Here is a 17,349-nt window from a genome sequence, read left to right on the forward strand (position 1 = left end):
GACCCGCGGCACGCCGGTCAGTTGATGTTGACGCTGTTCACGTTGGCCGTGCCGCCGATGGCCTTGATGTCGGTGGCTTCGTTGCCGCTCACGGTGATGTCCGAGTTGCGGATCTTGGAGCCGGTGATGTTGACGCTGTTGACGTTGGCCACGCCTTCCATCGAGATCTCGGCCACCTTGATGCCGGCCTTGCCGCCGCCAGCGATGACGTTGGTGGCCTTGTTGTTGGTGACGGTGATGCGGCTGTTGGTCACTTCGGAGCCGGCGGAGCCCTTGCCCGAGATCAGGCCGGGAATCGCGACGTTGCCGCTCTGGGCGAAAGCTGCGCTGCAGGTAAATGCGAGTGCTGCGACGGCGGTAATGGCAAGTTTGCGCATATCAATAATCCTTCGAAGGGTTGAAATTAATTGACGAAGCAGCCGCTTGCGGCCTGCGAACGAATTCTTGAGGCGCGCACCCGTCCACACCGTAAAGAAATGTAGGCCCGGCCCGGGCTGGCATTTTCCGAGTTATCCACAGGTCGTACCTCCCAGGATCCGCGCTCTGAGCCGCACGGGGTTTTGGCATGTAGGACAAGCACTTACTCCGCCAGCGGGTGCATTCCCACATTTGAACGATGCCGCCGTACTTCCATAATCCACCGTAAAAACCAACAAGTCTTTACACTTCAAATCATCATGAAACCCGCAATAACATTCAGAAATCCATACTTTCAAGAAAATGAATGGAATCTCCTGCTTTATTGTCACAAATATGAAATCAATTATCTTTCGTGGCTTTTTGTATATGGGGGCCGTGGGCGCCCTGGCGGCCTGCTCGCCCGCAGCCATCACCTATCCCAGCGATGCGCAGATTTCGGCGGCCCTGGAGACGCAGTTCGCCAGCGACCGCCACAGCGCCGCTGCGCGCGACCTGATCCGCACGCTCGGGGGCGACAAGGGCAAGCTGCGCTATCAGATCCACCAGGTGATCTACCGCCAGGGCTCGTATGAGGCCCGCTACGACGCGGTGCTGGTGATGGGGCAGCCGGGGACCCAAAGCCTCCTGGGGCTGTACGGCAGCATGATCCCCGAGGCCGAGCGCGCCAAGCTGCCGCAGGCCAGCCTGGAGGCCTATGAAGGCTGGCTCAGGCAGCAGGCCGAAACCCTCCGGAAAACCTCGGCACAGCAGGCGGGTGCGCTGGAGGCGACCCTGGAACTGCTGGGCAAGTGCTACCGGGACCAGCAGGCCGGGGCCGAGGTCACGGTGATGCAGGGCCTGGGGGCGCTGATCTCGCCCGAGCGCAGCGGGCTATACGCTGAAAAGCTGGCGCTGCCGGACACCACGGCGCGCTGCCTCCCCGCCTAGCCGGCCGTGAGTTCGCGCAGTGCGGCCAGGATGTGCCTGGACGCTTCGCCCGGGCTGTGGTGGGCGGTGTCGACCACCAGCTGGTTGTTGTCCGCCGCCCAGGGCACGTAGTCGTGCCGGCACACGGCATCCCAGAGGGGCGGCACGAGACCGGGTACGTCGCTCACCCGCTGCTCGACCCGCCGGCGGTGCTCGGCGGGATCCCCGCAGACCATCTCCACAGCCAGCATCGGCGCCTGCGCGTCCAGGGCCACGCGGTGCCAGGACGCGCGCGTCTCGGCCCAGGGGTTCACGCAGTCCGCCAGAACGGACAGTCCTTGCGAAAGATGGGTACGCGCCAGGGCATATGCCACCACATAGCCCGCGGCCCCCACGCCACTGCCCCCCAGCGCGCCGCAATCCCGCAGCGCCTGCTCGATGGTGTCGATGCGCAGGTACACCGCTGGCCACTGCCCCAGCAACGCGCGGGCGATCGTGCTCTTGCCCACGCCCGGCAGCCCGCCGAGCACCACCAGCGCGGGAGCGGCGGGCGATGATTTCAATCAGTCCACCACCGTGAGCTTGGCCACCGACAGCGCCAGCCACTTGGTGCCATGGCGCGGAAAATTGACCTGCGCGCGCGCGTCGTCGCCCGTGCCTTCGATGGCCAGCACCTTGCCTTCGCCGAACTTGGTGTGGAACACCGCGATGCCCACCCGCAAGCCGTGGGCGGGCGCGGTCTTCTGCACGGGCACCGGCGGGCTGGCGAAGGTCTCGGACTTGAAGCCAAATGAGCCTCTAGCGTTTGACCCATAAGCGCCAGAAGCTCCTGAATTAGGAGCAAAGGAGCCAAACCCCTGCTGCTTGGGCGTGATCCACTTGAGCGCGCCCTCGGGCAGTTCGTCAAAAAAGCGGCTCTTGATGTTGTAGCGCGTCTGGCCGTGCAGCATGCGCGTCTGCGAATGGCTCAGGTACAGGCGCTTCCTCGCGCGGGTGATGGCCACGTACATCAGGCGGCGCTCTTCCTCCAGTCCATCGCGCTCGCTGGCGGAGTTTTCGTGCGGGAACAGGCCCTCTTCCATTCCGCCGATGAACACGCCATCGAACTCCAGGCCCTTGCTGGCGTGCACGGTCATCAGCTGTACCGCGTCCTGCCCGGCCTGGGCCTGGTTGTCGCCCGCTTCCAGCGCGGCGTGCGTGAGGAAGGCGGCCAGGGGCGAGAGGGTTTCGCCGGTGTCCGCGTCCACGATGCCCGGCACGGGCTGGAGCGGTTCGTCGACGACCGGGGCATCGGGATCCAGCCCCTGGCTGACCGTGCTCTGCGTGAGCGGCGTGCCATGCTCGTCCAGCGGCAGGGCCACGGCATCGCGGCCAAACCCCTCCTGCGTGACGAAGCTCTCGGCCGCGTTGACCAGTTCTTCCAGGTTCTCGATGCGGTCGGCGCCTTCCTTCTCGGTGCGGTAGTGCTCCACCAGCCCCGAGGATTCGAGCACCTGCTCGATGATGCCGCGCAGGTTCAGGCCCTGCGTCTGCTCGCGCAGCACGTCCACCATGGCGACGAAGGCGCCGAGGTTGGCGCCCGCCTTGCCGGGCACGGCGCTCACGCCATCGTGCAGCGAGCAGCCGGCGGCGCGCGCCGCGTCCTGCAGCACCTCGATGCTGCGCGCCCCGATGCCGCGCGGCGGAAAGTTGACCACGCGCAGGAAGCTCGTGTCGTCGTGCGGGTTCTCCAAGAGGCGCAGGTAGGCAAGCGCGTGCTTGATTTCGGCGCGCTCGAAGAAGCGCAGGCCGCCGTACACGCGGTAGGGCACGCTGGCGTTGAACAGCGCCGATTCGATCACCCGGCTTTGCGCATTGCTGCGGTAGAGCACGGCGATCTCCTTGCGCTCGAAGCCGTCGCTGCGCACCAGCTGCTTGATCTCGTCGACCATCCACTGCGCCTCGGCCAGGTCGGTGCTGGCCTCGTAAACGCGCACGGGCTCGCCGGGCCCCTGCGTGGTGCGCAGGTTCTTGCCCAGGCGCCGGCTGTTGTGGCTGATGAGCGTATTGGCCGAGTCGAGGATGTTGCTGTAGCTGCGGTAGTTCTGTTCGAGCTTGATCTGCTGCTGGACATCGAACTCGCGCACGAAGTCGGCCATGTTGCCCACCCGCGCCCCGCGAAAGGCGTAGATGCTCTGGTCGTCGTCGCCCACGGCGATCACGCTGCCGCGCGCCTCGAAGCGCCCGCCCACGTCGTTGCCCGCCAGCTGCTTGAGCCAGGCGTACTGCAGCTTGTTGGTGTCCTGGAATTCGTCCACCAGGATGTGCGCGAAGCGGCGCTGGTAGTGCTCGCGGATCGGGTCGTTGTCGCGCAGCAGCTCGTAGCTGCGCAGCATCAGCTCGCCAAAGTCCACCACGCCTTCGCGCTGGCATTGTTCTTCGTACAGTTGGTAAATCTCGACCTTCTTGCGGGCGTCGCTGTCGTGCGTGGGCACGTCGCCGGGGCGCATGCCCTCTTCCTTGCAGCCGGCGATGAAGTACGACAGCTGCTTGGGCGGAAAGCGCTCGTCGTCCACGTTGTGCTGCTTGCACAGGCGCTTGATGGCCGAAAGCTGGTCCTGCGTGTCCAGGATCTGGAACGACTGCGGCAGGCCGGCCGCCTTGTGGTGCGCCCGCAGCAGCCGGTTGCACAGGCCGTGGAAGGTGCCGATCCACATGCCGCGCACGTTCACCGGCAGCATGGCCGACAGGCGCGCCACCATTTCCTTGGCGGCCTTGTTGGTGAAGGTGACGGCCAGGATGCCGCCGGGCGTGGCGTAGCCGTTTTGCAGCAGCCAGGCGATGCGCGTGGTGAGCACCCGCGTCTTGCCCGAGCCAGCGCCCGCCAGGATGAGCGCATGCCCCGCCGGCAGGGTGACGGCGGCGAGCTGCTCGGGGTTCAGATGGGCCAGGAGGGGCGACGCAGCCGAGGGCGCATCAAGGGAGGTGGGCGCCAGCACATCTGGCCCCCCCGGGAACGGGTCTTGTGGGAACATCCAGCCATTGTAGAAAGCGCCCCGCCGCCCTCCCATTCTTTTATGAAAAACACTGCCCGCACCCTGGCCAGCCTCGTGGCCCTTGTACTCGCCCATGCACCCGCGGCCACCTGGGCCCAGGCCAGCTGCAGCAGCGACGGCACCCCACGGCCCACCGCCCTCTTCGAGCGCTTCCTCAGCGCGGACTGCGAGGCCTGCTGGACGGACCGCGCAACCCCCGCGCCGACCGCCGGCGCCGGCACGGCGGTGCTGGACTGGATCGTGCCCGGCGCGGCGGGCGAGGATGCACCGCTGGCCGCCGCTGCCGCCCGCGACGCCCTGGTCCGGCTGGAGGCGCTGGGCCGCAAGCCGCCCCGGGCCACCGACGTGCACACCGCTGCGGTACAGGCAGCCCGGCCTGCCGGACTGCGGGTGGCCCACGGCATGCCGTTCAACGACTACCTGGGCACGGCGATCGCGTTCACCCCAGGCCGGACCGCCGCGCCTGGCCCCCTGGAGTTCTACCTGCTGCTCGTGGAGGCCGTGCCAGCGGGAACCGACGGCACGGCCGTGCCCCGGAATATCGTCAGGAACATGCTCCACGGCGCATGGGGCAAGCCCGGCCAGCGGCCGGTGTCGGGATTGGGGCCATCGAAATGGATGGAAACACGGTCCATGCGCATCCCCGAAGGGGCGCAGGCCGAGCGGCTGCGCATGGTGGGCTGGGTGCAGGATGCCCGGGGGACGGTCATCGCCGCGGCGCAATCCACCTGCCGGTGATACCGGTAATACCACCATCGTTATAGGGTGGAACGGACAGGCGGGTAGAATCAATCACCGGGCCCAAGTTTCTTGGCGTCCGGTTTTTTTGTGCCCGCGCACCGCGGGGTTCGGAGCGGCCTGAACGGCCCCGCCCACAAAGCCGGTCCCAAGCCAAGCGCCCACCGCCGCTGAAATTGTTTGGCTGCGTCCCTTTATGGAGCTTGGAATCTCATGGAAATCTTCGACTACGACAACGTTCTCTTGCTGCCGCGCAAGTGCCGGGTGGACAGCCGCTCGGAATGCGACGCCAGCGTGGAACTGGGCGGACGCTCGTTCCGGCTGCCAGTGGTGCCCTCCAACATGAAGACGGTGGTGGATGAAAAGATCTGCACCTGGATGGCACAGAACGGCTACTTCTATGTCATGCACCGCTTCGATCTGGACAATGTCCAGTTCGTCAAGGACATGCACGCCCAGGGCTGCTACGCCTCGATCTCGCTGGGCGTGAAGCAGCCCGACTACGACACCGTGGACCAGCTGGTGGCACTGGGGCTCACCCCCGAATACATCACCATCGACATCGCGCACGGCCATGCCGACAGCGTGCGGAACATGATCGGCTACCTCAAGCAGCACCTGCCCAAGGCCTTCGTGATCGCCGGCAACGTGGCCACGCCCGAAGCGGTGATCGACCTGGAAAACTGGGGGGCCGATGCCACCAAGGTCGGCGTGGGCCCGGGCAAGGTGTGCATCACCAAGCTCAAGACGGGTTTTGGCACGGGCGGCTGGCAGCTCTCGGCGCTCAAGTGGTGCGCGCGCGTGGCCACCAAGCCCATCATCGCCGACGGGGGCATCCGCAGCCACGGAGACATCGCCAAGAGCATCCGCTTTGGCGCCAGCATGGTGATGATCGGCTCGCTGTTTGCGGGGCATGAGGAATCGCCGGGCCAGACCGTCGAGGTGGACGGCGCGCTGTACAAGGAATACTACGGTTCCGCGAGCGACTTCAACAAGGGCGAGTACAAGCACGTCGAAGGCAAGCGCATCCTGGAGCCCGTCAAGGGAAAGCTGGCCAGCACCCTGATCGAAATGGAGCAGGACGTGCAAAGCTCCATCAGCTACGCGGGCGGCAAGAAGCTGATGGACATCCGCAAGGTGAACTACGTGATCCTGGGCGGCGACAACGCAGGCGAGCACCTGCTGATGTAGCACGGGCGGCCGGCACGGCAGCGCCGGCCCCTTGCGCCGCCACGGCACATGCAGATGGCGCAGCCCAGGCCAGCGGGCGCCACCCCAGCGCGAAGCCCGAGGGGCGGGAAACACGGGCAGCGCCGCAGGGGATTGCCCCCACTTCAGGCGCGCAGCAGGTTTTGCGCCATGTGGTGCAGGTCATGCCCCGGCCTGGCCAGGCAATCCACGATGCTGAAATGGTGCAGGCCCGGCAGTGCCTGGCTGCGGGGGACGAAATGGCTACCCCAGGCGTCCTGCATGAGCTGGTTCTGCCGCAGGAACTCCGTACTTTCATCGGCCCCCACCACGCAGTAGAGCGTGCCCGCCGGCGGCTCCAGGAGCCGCGCGGGGCTGCACTGAAGGACCTGCTGCTCCGTCAGGTTCAGCACCGACTGGTACATGGGGGTGTGCATGATGGGCTCCAGATCGTGGATCCCGGAAATCGACAGCGCATTGCGCACCAGCCCATCGGGCAGCCCCTGGCCGACCAGGGGCCACACGCTGGTAAGCAGCATGGCGGCCAGCTGCCCTCCCGCCGAGTGCCCGGCCACCGTGATGCGCCGGGGGTCCCCGCCGTGGCTGGCGATGTGGCGCCACACCCATTCCAGTGCCTTCTCCATCTGCCGCACGATATGGGGAATGGTGACCGGCGCCTCCGGCGTGCCGGGACACAGCGCGTAGTTCACCACCACCACACAGAAACCGGCCTGCGTGAAGGACGGGGCAATGAACGAATGATCGGACTTGTCCAGCGAGCGCCAGTACCCGCCGTGCACGAACACCAGCACGGGAACACCGTCATCCGAGGCACGTGCGGACGGGAAAATATCCAGCGCCTCTCCCGTCCCGGTACCGTACGCCACGTCCAGCACGCACGGGTGGCTCGCCCGCACCCGGGCGGAATCGTCGGCCCAGCGCTGCAGATAGGCCATGTGGTCGGGCACCAGCGCGCGGTTGTTGTACATGCGCTCGAGCCAGGCGGGGTCGTGCAGGGGCAGGCTCATGGATGAAGTCTCCTGTGACGGTGCGGCATCATCATTCCAATCCGACCATGCTGCAAGCTCCGTGACAGGGTGACGCACCAAAAAGGCACATGATGCACAGAGAGACAACCTTCCTGGGTGAATGACGCCATGACCACCACACCGCTTCGCATTGCAGTCCTCGGCATCGGAATGATGGGCCTGCCCATCGCGCGGCGCCTGAAGGACGCTGGACATCAGGTGCACGCATGGAACCGCACCCGCGCCAAGGCGGAGCCCCTGGCTGCATCCGGCATCACCGTGCATTCCCTGGTCGCCGATGCCGTCCAGAACGCCGACGTGGTGGTCAGCCTGCTTGAAAACGGCCCCGTGGTCGGCCAGGTGCTGTTCGAGGCCGGCGCGGCCAAGGCCATGCGCAAGGGCGCGCTGTTCATCGACATGGCCTCCATCCAGCCCCGCGAGGCCCGGGACCATGCCGCTCGCCTGGGCGAAATGGGGCTGTCCCACCTGGATGCGCCGGTGTCTGGCGGAACCGTGGGTGCGGAAAACGGCACGCTCGCCATCCTGGTCGGCGGTCGCCCCGAGGATTTTGCGCGGGCCCAGCCTCTCTTCGCCGCCTGCGGCCGCGCCACCCACGTCGGACCGCATGGCGCTGGCCAGCTCACCAAGCTGGCCAACCAGATGATCGTGGGCATCACCATTGGGGCGGTGGCGGAGGCGCTGCTGTTCGCCGCCAAGGGCGGGGCCGACATGGCCAAGGTGCGCGAGGCCATCCAGGGAGGCTTCGCCGACAGCCGCATCCTGCAACTGCACGGCCAGCGCATGGTGGAGCGCGACTTTGCCCCCCGCGGCCGCATGGCGGTGCAGCTCAAGGACATGCGCAACGCCCTGGCCACCGCCGGCGAGATCGGCTTCGATGCCCCCATCACGACCCTCTTCGAGACCCTCTATGCCGAAGGCGTCGAGCATGGCCTGGGTGAACTGGACCACAGCGGCCTTTTTGTGGAACTCGCAAGCCGCAATGCGATGCAATAATTTTTTGCGGCGCTTGCCAACTCGCAGAAAATTGGTGCATAATTCGAGGCTCTGCAGCAATGCAGACAGATTAACAAGTTTGGGTTCTTAGCTCAGTTGGTAGAGCAGCGGACTCTTAATCCGTAGGTCGAGTGTTCGAGTCACTCAGGACCCACCAAACTAAAAAAGCCGCTACAGCTATCAAGTTGTAGCGGCTTTTTTCATTCATTCCCAACACGGGAGCCGGGTAGATCAACGCATTCCATCATCCACTTTGTGGCTTGAGGCGGTCGACCCGGAGCCATGGCTTTGCCATTGGTCTGCGGCCGGCAGGGCCGCGTGAAGCCGTGCTTGATACCCAGGTCGACGCATGCCGCTCGGAAGTCACGCGAGCAGAACGCCAACCCTGTGTCCGTCAGCAGGCGCTTCACGGTGATGCCCAATCGGACGTAGCAGGTCATCGCATTGCGCAGAAATGGTCCCGCATGTACCTGCTTTTCGTGCGGGTGAATGGCGGTGAACACCAGCTTCGCGTGGCCATCGATGGCCACGAACAGCGCCTCTCAGCTTGCACCGTCAATAGCGTCTTTTCGATTGCCGGTGACGCGGTGGCTGGGCCGCACCATGCACCCGAGCTCCTTGGTGTCGAAATGCAGCAAGTCACCAGGAGCTTTGCGCCCATCGGCCAAGGCGACTTCGCCACCGGCCCGGTAGTGACCGAGCCACTTCCTGGCTGTTGGTGCAGTCAGGCCATACATGGTGGCCGCTCACACGGCACCCCAGCCTCCCTGCGCCATCTGCTTGAGCATCTCGATTCGGCGGGCAAAGGTAAGTCGGGCGTGCCCATGGAGGTTCATCCGGTTGGACATCCTGAGTCGATTGGGTATTTGGCGACTTCCCAATACAAGGCCAACTCGAGCCCACCCCAGCCATCGCGGCTCCGCGCACTGTACTTCAAGGATGCAGCGCCGCTGTGGCAGCGAGTACGACAACAGGCACCACCGCGTTAAATCCAACCTCCAATTCTCCCAACGAGATAAGCCCACCCCCCGATGTCATCGTGCCGCGAGTACCGTTTTAGCCAAACGCACTGGCCAGAGTGCTATCGCACTCCGTGCTCGGCCCCTTCGCCGTCCGCACTATGTACGGCATTCTTAGTAAGGCAACATGCAAATATAGGCCGCCACATACCGAAGATTTTCAGCAATGCCATTACTACTTGCCTGATCAAGGTGAACTGTGTCTGTCCACCCAAGAGGATTCGTGTCAAAGCTTGCATAGTGAACATTCTTTTCAACAGCAACCTCACGAACCGCCTGCTGAATCGCCACTACCGTGTCATATTGACTTTGAGTGAAATACTGAAGAACTTGCGGATATTGCAAGTCAGTAATTCCAGAAATGACCGGAATTCTATTGATCGACCTGACATAGTCAACCATTTGACGATAATCCTGTTTCACCCCTTGCACCGTAGGCGTACCAAAAGGGCCAACCTCATACTCTTTTCTGAGATCATTTATGCCCGTTTGAATTACAACGATTAAGCTATGCGGGACACCATAAAATCCACCGTTTCGAGCCAACTGAAATGTACTCTGCCCATTTATAGCATTATTTGGATTCACCGTATAACCATAATTTCTAAGCCAGGTCGCAGGGGTTGTATATAGAGTCCCTCCAGAATCATACCCAAATCCATGCAAGATGCTATCCCCATTGAACTCAATAGAGCACTGAGCAGGACTGCCAACTTGTTGGCGTTCATAAGAAAAAGCACTACCTGAGCTCAAAAGTGCAGCAATAGCAAAGTTAACCGCAAAAAATGCACCAGACATTCTCTTCATATTCAATCCTCTCGATAATCAAATAGCAATCCCTATAGACCGAGTGTGATCGTAGTGAAAAAAATGCACTATCCTGGATTTTTTACAATCTCTTTCTTTTTACTTCCAATAGCACTCCATCCACGATGAGCGCCAAGGCATTTTCCTAACCACCCCATCCATCCACAACGACCAGGTCAATCTCACCGTCGCAATTCAACTGACGCAACATGTCCTGACCCGCACACAGCGCCACCTCTCGCCTCCCTGCATGGCGCGATTGAGCACATTACCCAGGATGCAGCATTCGATGTTGACGCCTGTTGCAAAACCCTGGTCACTCATACGTCTCGCATGGACCGCCGCAACACGCCATCCACCAACAGAAGACGACCAGCTGCACCAACAACCTGAACAAAGAGGCCCGAGCAGTGCGAGCCTTTCCAAGGATTTCAGGAGCGAATAGGATCAGATAGCCGTGCGAATAAAGGCCACCTAGAAATAGTCATAACCAAACCATGTGATGTTGGCGCCTGATCCGGGCGCCCGCGCAAAAGTCCCGGAGGCGGAAGAGCTCAGAGGCAGGAAAGCAGATTTTTGAAGCCCAATTTGGGCTCGCTGCACGACCTTAACCGAGGTTGAACTTTCGTGGATCAACTCCGCATAAAGATTCAACCAGTCTCCGGTGGTTGGCGCAAGAGATATTTTCACCCAGTAATGATCACCAGGCACGAAACTCCAATCAGCGGGGAGTGGCTCAACATACGCGCCGCCAGCCGAATAAGTACTTCCAACACATACACTTATTGGCGCCGTATTCACCGCCTGCCCACACAAATTAGCAGCATTCCACACATACGCGCTGCCGTTCGTGGCAGTCGTTGGATTAAACCATAACTCCAGATTAAGTCCGTTCGCGGCGACAAATGCTCCTGCTCCATAGGTCCATAAGGGGCTCTTAAAACCGATAGGTGCAGAGTTCATATACGCGGGATTCGCGCCTTGCACATAAGCCACAATTGCATGATCGCTCATTGGGCTAGTGGGCGATCCCCATGTGAAGCGACTTTGAAGTTTTATAGGTGCCGCTCCAGGAGTTGGAATTGGCTTTGTGAATCCACTTGGATAGAAAAAATCGAACCCCGCCGTCCCCCCGGTTGCGGAAAGGATCCCGTTGTCAGAAGCAGCGGATGCTCCCACAACAGCCCCGGACAGAGCAAATGCCGTGACCAATGCTTTCTTAGACCACATTGAAAACTCCTATATTGAAAAAGAATATCGATACACTCAACTTTCGGCCAAATCCCAGACCTGCTTGCATACATGTCCGGGGCGCCCAGCATATATCAATCAAAACCCTGATGCCTATCAACGGTTTAAAAGGCTGAGTGCAGTCCATCGGCTACGCGCGGCTTGCTCTTGGCTGAGATGGCTCTGGCGAACGGAACGGAACCGTGGCGCCCAACGAAGAGCCATCCGTGGATGGGTTTCTCGCATCTCCACGGGCTCGCCAAGATTTGCGCGCGCAAATAATGGCCTTTGGGGCTCGACTTTGGGCACCGGGGAACGATAGTCCGGCACATGCAGCGCCCCTCTTGAATTCGAGTGCGCCGGGGTCGTACTTTGGATGGGGGCGAGGCCCCCCCCATGGGCTACTGACCTCTCACCGGAGATCGAGGCTTGCCTCAAGAAGCCGTCATTGTCGCGCTCGAATCACCGGACCATCTCGAACAGCACCGCTCTAGCGCTCATCTCAGATTGGGACTTGGGCTGCAATCCGACACCGTGCAAGGCATTGATACGAAGCCCCTTGAAGTTCCACAGATTCCATGAGCACGGCGACCGAGGCTTGCAGTAGCCTATCCACCATCGCATTTATTACCCGGCAGTGCTGCAAGCTCTTTGTCGATTGACCGGAAACTGCATCCAGTCGAGCCGGCGCGTGGGGCGAGAGATACGGTGGAATGTCGAATTTAAATAGCTTCCTGGCTGACCATGCCATGTTAGAAAACCAACAACTTTCCGTCGGTACTACTTCATTCGCCGCGCAAGCGCGCGCAAAGGTGCCGTGATCCGCCAAGACAGGCTGGCCCTGAGTGATTCGATTTCTGCTCGTAGCTTGGGTTGTGCGTAGCAATAGAAATTTACCGGAAACAACACCTTTTTCAGCAACATCAACCGTTGCTCGGCAGTTTGCATGCGTTTCCACCATTCTTCCAATTCGGCCACTCTTTCAGCATTGGACAGCGTTTTGCGCGTGACCGATGAGAAATGAAGGACGGTCGGCCACTTCACCGACGAGTATCGCCCCCCCACTTGTTCAAGCACCTGCAACCAAAAGTGAATATCTGTGTGGATGCCAAGGGGTGCCGGGCTCCACCCCAACGGCAGAGCGCGGTAGGCCCGAAGCGTGTGCGCGCCCGACGCCAAGCCAAAGCCACCAGCCGATTTCCGCATGCGGTCGATTTGGAGATCATCCTCGAAAGCATCAAAAGGCCATGTCGCGGTCTCGCCTGCCGGCGATACGTCGATCTGCATGGTGTGGACCAGGTCATGGTCTTCAAGTGCCGCCGCCAGGATGTCAAGATGGTCTGGAAGCCACAGGTCGTCATCGGATTGGTAGGCGACAAAACGGCCTCCCGCCTCCTGCAAGGCCCGGTGCCTGTGCGCTTCGCCGTGCCGCGCCCCCTTGGGGTTGTCAAAGTAGCGAATCCGGGGATCGCGCTCCGCCAAGGACTGGGCAATGGAGCGGGTGCGCTCAGGCGCACCGTCACCCACAATGAACACTTCAAAGCTCTGGCAGGTCTGCCACTGCACACTGGCGACCGAATGCCACAGCGTGTCCGCGTGGTCGTGGGTTGGAATCACGACCGTGAAAAGCGGGTCGCTCATTCGGGCAGTCCTGCCAGCGCCCGCAGCGACGCGATGCGCTCCACCACCATCAAGCCCTCCGCCGCGCTGCTCTTGGGGGGTGGACCACGATGGCAAAGATAGTCCAGGAACGCCGTCAGTTCCCGCAAAAGGGGCATGGCGGTGTCCACGGAACGCAGCTCGGTGCCGGGCACGGGTCCGTCGGAGAGGCAACTCGACGTGCGCTGCACGGCGACATGGGCGTCGTAGGCGTCGCTGAGCGATGCAATGCCGTCACGACAGCGCAGTTCGATGGTCCGCCGGTGGGAAGGAGAGCGCACGCCGATTTCAAACTGCATCCACGGGTGACTGCGATCCTTCAGACCCAGCACGCCCGAGAGCGCGACCAGACCCTCTGCGCTGGTTTCCGCCCAGGCCGCGGCGGGCTCGGGCAAGTCGCCCAGGATTTCGATGGCGATACTGAGATCATGTGGAAGCAGAATCCAGTCCGCGCTCACATCTGCATGGGGATTGCCCCATCCGAGGCGGGTGGTCTTCAGTCCCAGCACCGGGCCCAGCTCTCCGGACCGCGCCAGCGCGGCCAGTGCGAGCACGCCCCCGTGATAGCGCCACTTGTCCATGATGAAGATCCGGTCACCCGCCAGCTGGGCGATGGCCTTTGCCTCCGCAGCGCTGGACGTGAACGGTTTTTCGCAGAACACCGGTTTGCCGGAGGGCACCAGTTGGCGAAGGAAGGCGGCGTGCTGGGCGGTGGGCACGGCCACCACATACCCGTCGACCTCAGGGAGATCTTCCAGGGAGGATGCCACCACGTCGGCATTGCCTTCGCATGCACGGGCCCGGCTGGCCTCTCCCACCGCCAGCACCGCCACGTAGGCCCCCAGTTGCTTGAGATCACGCAGAATCAATCGCCCCCAGCGGCCACACCCCAGAAGTCCTATCCTCACCATGATTTGTCCTTGCTGCCGCGCAGCTCCTCCAGCAATCCGTCGAGGGACGTTGCGGCCTGATCCCTTGGGGACAGTACCGGGGCACTGACCGGCCAGTCCAGCCCCAGGCCAGGGTCATCCCAGCGGCAGCCAAGCTCATCCGTCACGGGATCCCAGTAGTGGGTGACGCTGTACAGCATGTCCGCAGCTTCCGGAAAGTAAAAGCCGTGCGCGACCCCCGTAGGAATGCTGACCATGGTGGGCTCGGCACCGGTCAGCTCGATCACCGTGCTCTGCCGGAAATGGTCGGTGCCCTCGCGCAGGTCGATCAGGCCCAGCAGCATGGTGCCCGTCAGCACCAGCAAATGGTCGGTGTGCCGCACATGCACATGAACCCCCCGCAAGACGTTGGGCCGGGATTTGACATGGTTCCATTGCAACGGCAGGCTGCCCGGGTGCCACTCGTTGCGGAAGACTTCCGTCAGCGTTCCGCGCTCGTCTTTTCTGGGATGCAGTCGCCTGACCTGGACTCCCGGGATGTCTTCAACCCGGCCCAATAGATGTTGTTCCATTTTGATCCACGACTTTGAGCGAATTGGCCACGAAAAGGCCTTGTGGCTATATTTCTGGGGTCAGGGCACTCTGCATTTTGTAGCACTTCAGGCCTTGCACCCAAAGGGCACGGCACCTGCATGCAAACAATGCCGCCAGAACCCGCCCGGGATTTCCTTGGCTAGTATAGGCAACCCTTGCGCCCGCCACGCTGTCCAGGCCCGTGGCAACCCGTGCTTCCCCGGGTGCCTCCAATGCGCTGCATTGACAGGACGGCGGAAAGAAGAAGGCGCTCCACCACAGTATGCGAAACGAAAACTCTCCCGACATGACTGCTGCATTGCTCTTACGGCGGACGGCCCTGCTCACGGGGCTGGGTTTCCTCGCACCCACGGCGTTCCGGGGCGCCAACGGACAGGCACGTCCCTCCGCGGGCCTGGCCAGCGGCGGCCAGTGGCCCGCATGGGACCGCTTCAAGGCGCAATTCGTCAGCGACGAAGGCCGTGTGATCTCCGACGATGGCGAAGGCGGGCGTACCTACTCCGAAGGCCAGGCATACGGGATTTTCTTTGCCCTGGTGGCCAATGACCGCAAGGGGTTCGATGTCCTCCTGCGCTGGACTGAAAACAACCTGAGCGGCGGCGACCTCGGCGCCCGCTTGCCCGCGTGGCTATGGGGCCGCCGGCCTGACGGTACCTGGGGCATCCTCGACAGCAACGCCGCATCGGACGCGGACCTCTGGATTGCCTATGCCTTGGGTGAGGCGGCCCGCTTGTGGCAAGTGCCGCGCTACCACGCACTGGGAGCCCGGCTGGCCGCACGCATCATTGCCGAAGAAACAGCCGACCTGCCAGGCCTGGGCCTGTGCCTGCTGCCCGCGCCACGCGGCTTTGTGGAAGCCGGCGACCGATGGAAGCTCAACCCCAGCTACCTGCCTTTGCAGGCAATGCAACGGCTCGGCGCGCTGTACCCGCAGACCGCCTGGAAGCAGCTGGTACAAAGCTCCGAGAAGGTCATCGTGGGCGCATCCCCCCAAGGCTATGCCCCGGACTGGGCCATCTACGACGCGCGGCAGGGCTTTCTCATCGACGAAAAGGGCAAGGAAAAAGGCCAGGGCACCTACAACGCGATCCGCGTCTACCTGTGGGCCGGCATGCTGCACCCGGCCGCCAGCGGCCGCAAGGCGCTGCTGTCGGCACTGGCTCCCATGGCCCGCTACGTGCGGGAACAGGGGCACCCCCCCGAATCCATCAATGTACGGAGTGGACAAGCATCCGGGGCAGGCCCGTCGGGCTTCTCTGCCGCGATGCTGCCCTTCCTGCAGGCGCAAGGAGACAGCGCCGCGCTGCAAGCGCAACGCAACCGCCTGGCAGCAAGCCCCGTGCGCACCACGGCCTACTATGAACAGACCCTCTCACTCTTCGGGCTGGGGTGGATGGAGGGCTGGTACCGGTTTTCGCCCGGGGGCCAGCTCCTGCCCAGGCGGCCCAGGCCCTGACGATCCCGCGGCAGCCCCACCGCCCTCCATCCCACGACGCCCCCTTCCACCGCCCTTCGAAATTCATCCATGAACCCTAACGCCCACACGCTCTGGCGCGCTCCCCAATGGGCCCTGGCCGTCCTCCTCGCCGTGCTGGGCATGCTGGGGCCTTTCTCCATCGACACCTACATCCCCGCGTTCACCGGCATTGCGCAGGCACTGGGCGCCACCCCCGTGGAGATGCAGCAGACCCTGTCGGCCTATCTCTTCGGTTTTGCGTTCATGAACCTCTTCCATGGCGCACTGGCGGACAGCTTTGGCCGGCGCCCCGTGGTGCTGTGCGGCATCGCGATGTTCACGCTGGCCTCCGCGGGCTGCGCGCTGTCGCAAAGCATCGGCCAGCTCATTGCATTCAGGGCGCTGCAAGGGCTATCGACGGGCGCCGGCATCGTGGTGTCGCGCGCGGTCATCCGCGACATGTTCCCCCCGGCACGCGCGCAGCAGGTGATGAGCCAGGTGACGATCTACTTTGGCGTGGCCCCGGCCATCGCCCCCATCGTGGGCGGCTGGCTGTTCGTGCACACGGGCTGGCACAGCATCTTCTGGTTCCTGACGCTGGTCGGCGTGGTCCTGTGGATCGCCAACTTCCGCCTGCTGCCCGAAACCCTGCAGCCCGAGCTGCGCCAGCCCTTCAACGTGCCCCACCTGATGCGCGGCTACTGGCAGCTGGGGTCCAGCCCACGCTTCGTGCTGCTGGCGCTGGCCAGCGGCGTGCCCTTCAACGGCATGTTCCTGTATGTGCTGGCGGCGCCGGCCTTCCTGGGCGAGCACCTGGCGCTGGCGCCCACGCAGTTCTTCTGGTTCTTCGTCCTCACCATCTCCGGCATCATGGGCGGCGCCTGGCTCAGCGGCCGCCTGGCCGGCAAGATCGCGCCGAAGCGGCAGATACGCCATGGCTTCGTGATCATGTTCACCGTGGCCATCCTCAACCTGGGGGCCAATCTGCTGTTCCCGGTGCATGCGGCGTGGGCACTCGCGCCGATCGCGGTCTTCGCGTTTGGCTGGGCCCTGATGGTGCCCGTGGTCACCTTGCTGGTGCTGGACCTTCACCCCGAGCGCCGCGGCATGGCCTCGTCCATGCAGGCGTTTGTAGGCTCCACCGCCAATGGCCTGGTGGCAGGGGTCGTGGTGCCGCTGGTGATGCATTCCACCGTCTTGCTGGCACTGGCCTCGCTGTTGATGATGTGCGTGGGCATGGCCGCATGGATCTACCTGCACCATCGCTGGCCCGATATTGGACGGACCGCCACGCCAGGCTGACCCGCCTGTTTGTGGAACCCCACGCATGCTGCAACAATGGGGCGAAATTTCATTCTCGACAGA

At 62.9% G+C, this 17,349-nt stretch carries 17 protein-coding genes and 1 tRNA gene; 7 read left to right on the plus strand and 11 right to left on the minus strand.

What is annotated here, in order from left to right; genetic code table 11:
- Positions 1–17: 17 nt before the first annotated feature.
- Complete coding sequence (locus AC07OD_RS05245) at positions 18–377, minus strand: hypothetical protein (RefSeq protein ID WP_494595486.1); 360 nt, start codon at positions 375–377, stop codon at positions 18–20.
- Between the two features lie 376 nt (positions 378–753).
- Between AC07OD_RS05245 and AC07OD_RS05250 the strand changes: the two genes are divergently transcribed.
- Entirely contained in the window at positions 754–1,347 is a 594-nt protein-coding gene (locus tag AC07OD_RS05250) for a hypothetical protein (RefSeq protein ID WP_494595488.1), read from the plus strand.
- On the opposite strand, the gene AC07OD_RS05255 is transcribed toward AC07OD_RS05250, so the two are convergent.
- Positions 1,344–1,889, minus strand: coding sequence for a P-loop nucleotide/nucleoside kinase family protein (locus AC07OD_RS05255; RefSeq protein ID WP_494595490.1), 546 nt, complete (start codon positions 1,887–1,889; stop codon positions 1,344–1,346). The two genes, AC07OD_RS05250 and AC07OD_RS05255, sit on opposite strands and share 4 nt — an antisense overlap.
- Positions 1,890–4,340: a UvrD-helicase domain-containing protein gene (locus tag AC07OD_RS05260; RefSeq protein ID WP_494595492.1), complete on the minus strand. Its 2,451-nt coding sequence runs from the start codon at positions 4,338–4,340 to the stop codon at positions 1,890–1,892.
- A 42-nt stretch (positions 4,341–4,382) separates the two neighbouring features.
- On the opposite strand from AC07OD_RS05260, the gene AC07OD_RS05265 reads away from it, so the two are divergent.
- Together AC07OD_RS05265 and AC07OD_RS05270 are read left to right on the plus strand one after the other, a co-directional pair.
- Positions 4,383–5,099, plus strand: coding sequence for a hypothetical protein (locus tag AC07OD_RS05265; protein ID WP_492253688.1), 717 nt, complete (start codon positions 4,383–4,385; stop codon positions 5,097–5,099).
- A gap of 213 nt (positions 5,100–5,312) precedes the next feature.
- Positions 5,313–6,290 carry a GMP reductase gene (locus AC07OD_RS05270; RefSeq protein WP_218340031.1) on the plus strand — a complete coding sequence of 326 codons (978 nt, stop codon included), beginning with the start codon at positions 5,313–5,315 and terminating at the stop codon, positions 6,288–6,290.
- Positions 6,291–6,433: 143 nt separating this feature from the next.
- On the opposite strand, the gene AC07OD_RS05275 is transcribed toward AC07OD_RS05270, so the two are convergent.
- Complete coding sequence (locus tag AC07OD_RS05275) at positions 6,434–7,315, minus strand: alpha/beta hydrolase (protein WP_492253690.1); 882 nt, start codon at positions 7,313–7,315, stop codon at positions 6,434–6,436.
- Between the two features lie 129 nt (positions 7,316–7,444).
- Between AC07OD_RS05275 and AC07OD_RS05280 the strand changes: the two genes are divergently transcribed.
- A complete protein-coding gene (locus tag AC07OD_RS05280) occupies positions 7,445–8,329 on the plus strand; it encodes an NAD(P)-dependent oxidoreductase (protein WP_494595495.1) in 885 nt (294 codons plus the stop codon).
- Between the two features lie 81 nt (positions 8,330–8,410).
- Positions 8,411–8,486, plus strand: a tRNA-Lys gene (locus AC07OD_RS05285).
- A gap of 43 nt (positions 8,487–8,529) precedes the next feature.
- Here the strand turns inward: AC07OD_RS05285 and AC07OD_RS05290 are convergent.
- The 7 genes from AC07OD_RS05290 to AC07OD_RS05320 form a co-directional block, all read right to left on the minus strand.
- Entirely contained in the window at positions 8,530–8,859 is a 330-nt protein-coding gene (locus AC07OD_RS05290; RefSeq protein WP_494595497.1) for a hypothetical protein, read from the minus strand.
- Between the two features lie 12 nt (positions 8,860–8,871).
- Positions 8,872–9,066 (minus strand): hypothetical protein, encoded by a 195-nt coding sequence (locus AC07OD_RS05295; RefSeq protein ID WP_494595499.1) that lies wholly within the window; start codon positions 9,064–9,066, stop codon positions 8,872–8,874.
- 396 nt (positions 9,067–9,462) lie between these two features.
- Entirely contained in the window at positions 9,463–10,155 is a 693-nt protein-coding gene (locus AC07OD_RS05300; RefSeq protein WP_494595501.1) for an SGNH/GDSL hydrolase family protein, read from the minus strand.
- Between the two features lie 474 nt (positions 10,156–10,629).
- Positions 10,630–11,385: a hypothetical protein gene (locus AC07OD_RS05305; protein WP_494595502.1), complete on the minus strand. Its 756-nt coding sequence runs from the start codon at positions 11,383–11,385 to the stop codon at positions 10,630–10,632.
- Positions 11,386–12,165: 780 nt separating this feature from the next.
- Entirely contained in the window at positions 12,166–13,026 is an 861-nt protein-coding gene (locus AC07OD_RS05310) for a glycosyltransferase family 2 protein (RefSeq protein WP_494595504.1), read from the minus strand.
- On the minus strand, positions 13,023–13,955 hold the full coding sequence (locus tag AC07OD_RS05315; RefSeq protein WP_494595506.1) for a Gfo/Idh/MocA family protein: 933 nt from the start codon (positions 13,953–13,955) through the stop codon (positions 13,023–13,025). Before AC07OD_RS05315 ends, AC07OD_RS05310 begins: the two co-directional genes overlap by 4 nt.
- Entirely contained in the window at positions 13,949–14,506 is a 558-nt protein-coding gene (locus AC07OD_RS05320; RefSeq protein WP_218295703.1) for a dTDP-4-dehydrorhamnose 3,5-epimerase family protein, read from the minus strand. Before AC07OD_RS05320 ends, AC07OD_RS05315 begins: the two co-directional genes overlap by 7 nt.
- A 308-nt stretch (positions 14,507–14,814) precedes the next feature.
- On the opposite strand from AC07OD_RS05320, the gene bcsZ reads away from it, so the two are divergent.
- On the plus strand, positions 14,815–15,984 hold the full coding sequence (bcsZ, locus tag AC07OD_RS05325) for a cellulose synthase complex periplasmic endoglucanase BcsZ (RefSeq protein ID WP_494595508.1): 1,170 nt from the start codon (positions 14,815–14,817) through the stop codon (positions 15,982–15,984).
- 69 nt (positions 15,985–16,053) lie between these two features.
- Positions 16,054–17,286: a multidrug effflux MFS transporter gene (locus tag AC07OD_RS05330; RefSeq protein WP_218295705.1), complete on the plus strand. Its 1,233-nt coding sequence runs from the start codon at positions 16,054–16,056 to the stop codon at positions 17,284–17,286.
- The last annotated feature ends 63 nt before the right edge of the window (positions 17,287–17,349 follow it).

The sequence above is a fragment of the Acidovorax sp. GW821-FHT10E03 genome, assembly GCF_059415205.1.